Origin of the sequence: Acetobacter conturbans (genome assembly GCF_011516755.1) — a bacterium.
Taxonomy (GTDB): Bacteria; Pseudomonadota; Alphaproteobacteria; order Acetobacterales; family Acetobacteraceae; genus Acetobacter; species Acetobacter conturbans.
In genome coordinates this window covers 1-7548 of sequence record NZ_WOSY01000044.1, presented here as the reverse complement: position 1 = coordinate 7548, position 7548 = coordinate 1, and the positions used below count along the sequence as shown (strand labels likewise).

Here is a 7548-nt window from a genome sequence, read left to right as displayed (position 1 = left end):
GCAGACTTGCGCGGCTTCTCCTCGCAGAGGATCCGTTATCTGCCGGACAGGAGGGACTGCTGGTTCCTGCCCTTCTGGAAGCTGAACCGCACCTTGCCGTCACACTCTGCTGGCTCAGGAAAATGCAGACCCTGCTCTGTAAAAGGGGTGACACCTGCACGGGAGGCGATCTGAAGGCTCTGCTGGAAGAAGGAAAGATGACGCTGCTGTCACGTCTGATTCCCGCGCTTGAACGGGATGCGGCTGCCATTGAAGCGTCTCTTGTCACACCTTGGACAACCAGCCCGGTTGAAGGACAGATCAGCCGACTGAAAATGATCAAGCGAACCATGTTCGGAAGAGCAGGCTTCGAACTCCTCAGGGCGCGTGTCCTTCAGCCCGCATAATCAAAAAAAATCATCACGAAAAGTGCGGAAGAACCCAGTTCTCAGTGAAAATCAACAGCGATGCCACGCTCCCGAAAATCTCCGATAATATCGAGAAGATGCGATAGAGAACGGCCCAGACGGTCGAGTTTCCAGACCACCAGCGTATCCCCTTCCTTGAGCCAGGCGAGGCACGTCTTGAGGCCAGGGCGATCGTCGCGGGCACCAGAGGCCTTGTCGGAATGAATGTGGCGTGCATCGACGCCAGCCGCGATCAGCGCATCGCGCTGGAGATCCACTGACTGGCGTTCGTCGGCTGAGGACACTCGCATATAACCGACCAGCATGTACGACAAACCTCATCAGAAGAGTTTCCGCACAGTAATGCAAAGCGACATGGTTTGTCGTGCAGTTTTTGCTACCTTGGCGGCTATCTTTTCCCGGCAAGAAAAAAATGACGGAAAACACCTGTTTTCCGTCATATACCCTCAGCATCCGACCTTAGCGTATATCTGTGCCCGTTCTATGTACCGACCCCATATTGTCCTGCAAAGCCCTGCTCCAGGAGCTCCCGCCATAGCTGACGATTATTGCGACATCCTTCGGACCATCTCTTTTCCAGGTGGGCTGTGTAAGGCACGAGTATGCTGCGTGACGGAACCGTTCTTTTCCATGGTGGTGCATGGCCCCGCTGAAACCAGCGCCGCACGGTTTTTCTCTCTACCCCGATCGTTGTGGCGATAGCCTGAATGCTGTGTCCCGCTGCTTTCAGGGCAAGAGCTTCCTTGAAAAGAATGTCACGCCGTTCCCCAGAGGCTGACCTGACGACCGCCTGCGCCTCTTCTGGATGCGCTCTGATTGTTTCAGATATTTTGCTTACGACCGTTGATACGTTCATCTGTCGTGTCAGGGTCCTGACAGTCGTCGTAAAACGATCCAGAATGCTGACAAAAGCGTCTGACAGGTTCTTCAGCAGATGCCAGCGGTCTGTCACCTGAAGAGCGGATGGTGCGCCTCTGCGGCATCCGTCTGCATAAGTACCGGCACGGTCTCTGGCAATGATTTCAATACCGGGGTGGACCTGCAGCCATCGGGCAAGGGTATCAGCGTCCCGATCTGGCAGGAGGTCAATGACATCATTTTTCTCAAGATCGACCACAATCGTTCCATAGTGATGTCCCCGCCGCCATGCCCAGTCATCCACCCCCACCACACGTGTAAGGGCCGTGCCTTTTGTGGTGTTCTGCACACGTGAGAGAAGACGGCGGACAAGAGTATCCGCGCTGATGGGGCAACACAGGCGCACGGTCATTCGTGCCCCAGCGGAACCGCCCAGGGTGTGGGCGATATAATAATGAAGATCGGCAAGACGTGTGGTCTGTCTGCCATGACGCACGGTTATCCCCTCAAGGGGCATGACAAACGTCCGACGTGGACAAAGCATCGTCTGGCAGAAAAAGCGCGGCACAGAAACGATCAGCGTGGCTGGACGGCCCTGCCATGGAAGATCCGCGAGTTTTCTCTGATAGAAACTGTGAATGCGTTGTGTCGGGCACTGACAGTCCGGACACACTGCACTCCGTTTTCGCAGACCGACTTCGATCTCCACTCTGTTATCCAGTGCAACAACACGACGAACGACGAGGGAACGGGGAAGATCAAGAGACCGAAGGCGTGACACTGGGGAATATCCATGAAAGTGAACGACTTTCTGGATTTCCCAGTTCCGGAACCTCAGTACAAGATACCCATCACGAAAAGTGCGGAAGAACCGGGAAACTGCCGGCTTACTCTGCTCCAGAGTGGATAAAACGTTATGGTCTCGGAATATTCTTCTTGCCATTTATCGCGTATGCGCTATTTTGGACTCTAACACGTCAAATGTTTCAATGTCTGGATTCGGATTGTAATCAGAAGGCATAGAACAAGTAACCACTCAGAATAATATGCGCGTGTGGTTGCTTTCTTCTGATTTTCTCTATCAAGGAAGGTAAAAAGCATATGTCTTCTGGCAAGACTGATGTTGTTATAATAGGGAGCGGTGCAGCCGGCTGCGTAGTCGCATCTTATGTGGCAGAACACACAGATGCGACAGTCACTCTGCTTGAAGCAGGTGGAACGGATCAGGACCCTTTGATCAAGATTCCTGGTGGGTTCGCAAAAATCCTTCAGTATGACAAGCATATGTGGCAGTACAATACAGTGCCGATGTATGGTACTGCCCGTCCTTATCGCTCGGGTAAAGTGCTGGGGGGCAGCACATCGGTCAATGCCGTATGCTATGTACGGGGGCAGCCGCGTGACTATGATTCCTGGCAGGTAGCGGTACGGGGTGAAGGCCGCTGGTCTTATGCCGACATGCTGCCTCATTTTGTTGCTCAGGAATGTAACGATACGTTCCATGACGCCTATCATGGTATTGATGGGACGCTTCAAGTTCAGCTTACAAAAAATATTAACGAGTTGAATCAGATTTGTGTCAAAGCGTTCCAAGAATACGGCCTACCCTATAATGTGGATTATAATGGTGCCAGCCAGATAGGTGTTTCGCCGGTTCAGACAAACATCAGCAAGGCCAAACGGTGTAGCGCCGTGGATGCCTATCTCCGCAAGCATATGAAATCAGGCCGCGTCAATGTTGTGACCGGAGCGACTGTAACCCGTGTGCTGATCGAGAACGGCAAGGCTTATGGTGTAGAATATCTGGTAAAAGGCAAGTACCACAGACTGTTGGCTGATGACGTCATCCTGTCTGCCGGTGCGGTTCATAGCCCGAAAATTCTCATGCATTCAGGTGTGGGGCCGGCGGAGCAGCTTCAGAAATTTGGAATAGACGTCAAGGTTGATGCACCAGAGGTTGGTGAAAATCTGCAGGATCATCCCATTTTCTGTGTCCGCTCCTATGTGAGAGGTAATATCGGGTATCAGAATATTTCTTCTGGTCTGGGCACGGCCAAGGCAGCGTTGCAATATCTGTTGACCAAGGATGGGCCGGCTGCGGGTAACTGTATCGAAACAGTTTCGCATTGGAACCCCGATGATCTGACAGCGGATCCGACAATCCAGTGCTATCACGTACCGGTCATTTCCGAGGATGGGCTTATTCCAACCGGAAAACGCTCGGGTGTCACGCTTGAACTGGTCATTCTGCAGCCCGATAGTCGTGGCTGGGTACGGTTGGCCAATGCAGACCCCACCTCGATGCCCCAGATCAATCCGAACTTCATTGGTGATGAGCGTGACCTGAAGAAGGCTGTTGGAGCGGTTAAGGCCATTCGTGAGGTTATGCGACAGCAGTCACTTGCAGCCGTGCTCGAAGAGGAGCTTGAGCCCGGTGTGGAAACTCAGAGTGACGAGGCGATTGGTCAGTGGGTGAGAAAGGTTGCTAATACTATGTGGCATCCTGTGGGCACATGCCGAATGGGGGCTGACAGCAGGTCTGTTGTTGACGCACGTCTGCGTGTGCGTGGCGTCAGTAACCTGAGAGTTATTGACGCATCGATTATGCCTAATATTGTCAGCGCCAATACCAATGCACCAACACAGGCTTTGGCCCGGAACGGGGCTGCAATGTTCGTAGAAGATCGCCGACAGTAAAGTCAGCGTCTATTCCAATTAAAACGACGGCTCAAGGGCATTCCAAAGTGGAATGTCCGACAGTGCGGCTATGTACAAACGGAGGCCAATTATGTATACAGAACAGGTCTCAACAGATAACATTGTTTCGGCGTTTATCTATTTTGTCAGCGCTGTCAGTGTCCTGTTTGTGGTTATTGGTTTGGGATTGATTGATTCCGGCCTAGCCAGAAAAAAGAATGTACTGCACACATGGGTGCAGAAATTTGTGGCCTGTCTACTCGGTGGCGCTGGTATGGGAGTGTGTGGCTACGCAATCTGGCAATGGCAGTTTTATACTGCTTTTGGGGTTGATGGCGCCTTGAAACAGGCTCTTAGCGACTGGTGGTTAGGTAGTCATGCGGTAACAACAGCTTCTGTTATGCTGGACCCCAAGGCAGTGCCAGAAGCAGATGTGCAGCAGGTCTTTGTCGTATTTTTCATTACCTTTGCAATGGCCACGATAGGGCTTATTCATAGCGGAACGATCGAGCGCATAAAAAGTGCTCCACTTTATACAATGGCTTTTATCGCTGGACTGATTTTCTGCCCCTTGGCGGGATATCTAACATGGGGACCGGTTTCTCCCCTGACCAATCTCGGCTTGCACGATTTTGAAGGTGTTCTGCCGCTTTATGTATTTGCGGGCACATGGTCGCTTATTGTTGCATGGCGGCTTGGGCCAAGGGCGGGAGTGTTCAGCCCTGATCCGCTTGGTCTTAAGCCTGGGGCCAGTAATTATGCATCGGTAGCACTGGGGGCCTTTTTCATCATGGTCGCTGTGCCGCTTGTCGCGATCGGCTCAACATGGATTGCACCGGGTAAAGGCGTGTCAGGTATTTCAATGACGCAATCTGGTATTGGTATTATTCTGGTCAATGTCTTCTGCGCTTTACTTGGTGGCGGCATTGCGGGAGCGATTGTGGCGTGCCTGACAAAAGAGCCGGTATGGGTGTTTTTCGGGCCTGTGGCAGGGGCGGTGATGTGTGGTACCCTGTTTGATATTGGTACATCTCTGCAGTGTGTTTTGTTTGGCATGGGGGGACCGATTGTAGCCATGCTGACATCTCGTCTGATCAGCCTGCTGAAAATCGATGAACCCAAGGTTGTGCCGCTTGGCCTTGGCCCAGGCGCAGTTGGCGCTATTCTGGTTGGCTTTGTGCATTGGGGGAAAGCTACAGCTGGTTTTCCTGACCTGACAGGAGAGTTTGCACCGGGGCATGCGCATATTACCCCACTTCTGCAACTGGAGGGTGTGCTGGCTGTCATGGCGTTGGCTGCGGTACCTGCTCTGCTGATTTGTCTGGTGTTCGAGAAAACGTCAGGGTTGCGGATTTCCAGGCAGTGTGAAGTTGATGGCATGGACGTAACATACTGGTCAAAAAATGCTGAGGAAATCACCGCCAAATGAGCACAATAAAAAATGCAGGGAGTGTTCTTAATATGGAATATGTATCCAGCCCACAGTATTCAGATAGCCTGAAAGCATTCCTGCAGCGTAGGCATGGGCTTTATATTGGGGGGCAATGGTGCGAAGCCGAAGGTACGGAACGGATTGCGGTTATCGACCCGGCAACGGGCAAAGCGATCAGCAGTATTGCCGCTGGTAACGGGCAGGATATTGATCGTGCGGTGAATGCCGCACGATCAGCATTCAAGCAAGGAGCATGGGCGGACATGACGCCGCTTGAACGCTCCAAATTACTGTTCCGTTTTGCCGCAGTGTTGGAAGATAATGCCGATGAACTGGCTGAGATGGAAGCCGTGGATGCAGGCAAGCCCGTAGTTTATGCCCGGCATGCGGACATGGCCCTCTCTTGTAACATTTACCATTACATGGCCGGGTGGGCTACCAAGCTGAATGGCGAAGCTATCAAGCTGGCTGGTAGTGCTGGTGGACATGCTTATTCCTTACGCGAACCTGTAGGAGTGGCGGGGCTGATTGTGCCGTGGAATTTTCCGATGGTACTGCTGGCTTACAAACTGGCGCCAGCATTGGCTGCGGGTTGTACTGTTGTGATTAAGCCTGCTGAAAACACATCACTGACGACATTGCGACTGGCCGAGCTTGCTGAATTGGCAGGTATCCCAGCCGGTGTTATTAATGTCGTAACCGGCTTTGGAGCAGAAGCAGGGGGGGCTCTCGTCCGTCATCCAGATGTAGACAAAGTTGCCTTTACCGGTTCTACGGATGTGGGGCGGCAGATCGCAATCATGGCGGCACAAAGCAACCTCAAACGGGTAACACTTGAGTTGGGAGGAAAGTCTCCAGTTCTGGTTATGCCGGATGCGGACGTTGAGAAAACGGTCGCAGGTGTGATGAGAGGGATTTTTTTCAATCAAGGTCAGGTTTGCACAGCCGGTTCACGGTTATATCTACCGCGTTCTTTGCATGATACAGTTGTGGCAGAACTATCCGCAGCGATAGATAATCTGGTTTGCGGTCACGGCCTTGATACAGCGGTTACAATGGGGCCGTTGATTTCTCAGGTGCAAAAAGAGCGCGTTCTGGGTTACATCAGCGCAGCAGAATCGGCTGGTGCAACGATTATTCAGGGGAAAGTTCCTTCAGGAACAGACGGTTTTTTTGTGCCGGCCACTCTCATTGTCAACGCAACATCCAGCATGTCATGCGTTACGGAAGAAATTTTTGGTCCGGTACTCAGCATCATCCTTTATGAAGATGAAGAAATCGAAAAGCTTGTTTCTGACGCCAACGATACTGTTTTCGGGTTGGCTGCCAGTATCTGGACGCAGAATTTTGAACGGGCTCATAAGCTTGCCGCACGCGTAGAGGCTGGTACGGTATGGATCAATACCCATAATTATTTTGATCCGACACTGCCGTTCGGCGGGATGAAACAATCGGGCTGGGGACGTGAGGGAGGCTTTGAAGCAATCCGCATGTTTACAGAGATAAAGGCGGTATGCTCTGGATACTAAACATTTTCCTAGAGGGTATTATGTAATTTCGTGCGTGATTGGTTTAGTAATGCTGAATGACGCAAGATTACAAGCTGTATCCTTCTGACGTGTCAGACGAAAAATGGTCGTTGGTTGTTCCGTATCTTGTTCTGATGTGAGAGGGCGCGGAACAGCGGCAGCATGATTTGAACGAACTGTTCAACGCTCTGCGCTACATGATCCGCTACGGAACTGCACTGGCGCCCCGCCTACAATTGGAGGGATCGAAGAACCCTTGATTGATGTGCTTGGCCGGTAATTTCTGGCTTTTGGCGATTTGATTGACGGCGCTTTGGGTCATTTTTGACCTGCGTTTTGAGCGGATCGAGTGTTGTCCCTCGCTGGATGGCTACGCGCTCGCACTCAATCTTTTGAGGAAGAGGAGGCGGCGCATATTATAGGTGATATTGGCCAGCCCGATCCTCATGTTGGCTCGCGCAATACCGACAGTTCGGACGAACAGCCCTGTCTGTGACTTCTGATCGGCAAAGATATGCTCGACACGCGAGCGGATGACCGACTTTCCAGCATTTGATTTCTGGATATGCCGGGGCATAGGCTTGAGATGCGGCTTTTTGCGATGAACCTTGGAGACAAAGCCCTG

General features: G+C 52.0%; 4 protein-coding genes and 4 pseudogenes. 5 read left to right on the top strand and 3 right to left on the bottom strand.

The annotated features are described in order from the left end of the window. Positions 1–386 (top strand): annotated as a pseudogene (locus GOB81_RS16920) (ISL3 family transposase); the annotation flags it as partial. Positions 387–427: 41 nt separating this feature from the next. On the opposite strand, the gene GOB81_RS16915 reads toward GOB81_RS16920, so the two are convergent. Both GOB81_RS16915 and GOB81_RS16910 read right to left on the bottom strand, forming a co-directional pair. Continuing rightward, complete coding sequence (locus tag GOB81_RS16915) at positions 428–712, bottom strand: recombinase family protein (protein ID WP_173571413.1); 285 nt, start codon at positions 710–712, stop codon at positions 428–430. Between the two features lie 188 nt (positions 713–900). After that, positions 901–2046, bottom strand: a pseudogene (locus GOB81_RS16910) (ISL3 family transposase); the annotation flags it as partial. 320 nt (positions 2047–2366) lie between these two features. Here GOB81_RS16910 and GOB81_RS16905 point away from each other — a divergent pair. The 4 genes and pseudogenes from GOB81_RS16905 to GOB81_RS18105 form a co-directional block, all read left to right on the top strand. After that, on the top strand, positions 2367–3962 hold the full coding sequence (locus tag GOB81_RS16905; protein ID WP_173571412.1) for a GMC family oxidoreductase: 1596 nt from the start codon (positions 2367–2369) through the stop codon (positions 3960–3962). A gap of 91 nt (positions 3963–4053) precedes the next feature. Continuing rightward, the gene (locus tag GOB81_RS16900; RefSeq protein ID WP_173571411.1) at positions 4054–5391 is read left to right on the top strand and encodes an ammonium transporter; all 1338 of its coding nucleotides are present in this window, start codon (positions 4054–4056) and stop codon (positions 5389–5391) included. Next, complete coding sequence (locus tag GOB81_RS16895; RefSeq protein WP_242010329.1) at positions 5388–6923, top strand: aldehyde dehydrogenase family protein; 1536 nt, start codon at positions 5388–5390, stop codon at positions 6921–6923. Before GOB81_RS16900 ends, GOB81_RS16895 begins: the two co-directional genes overlap by 4 nt. Positions 6924–6979: 56 nt before the next feature. Further along, a pseudogene (locus tag GOB81_RS18105) lies at positions 6980–7141 on the top strand (transposase); the annotation flags it as partial. Positions 7142–7293: 152 nt separating this feature from the next. Here the strand turns inward: GOB81_RS18105 and GOB81_RS16890 are convergent. Then, positions 7294–7548, bottom strand: a pseudogene (locus GOB81_RS16890) (IS5/IS1182 family transposase); the annotation flags it as partial.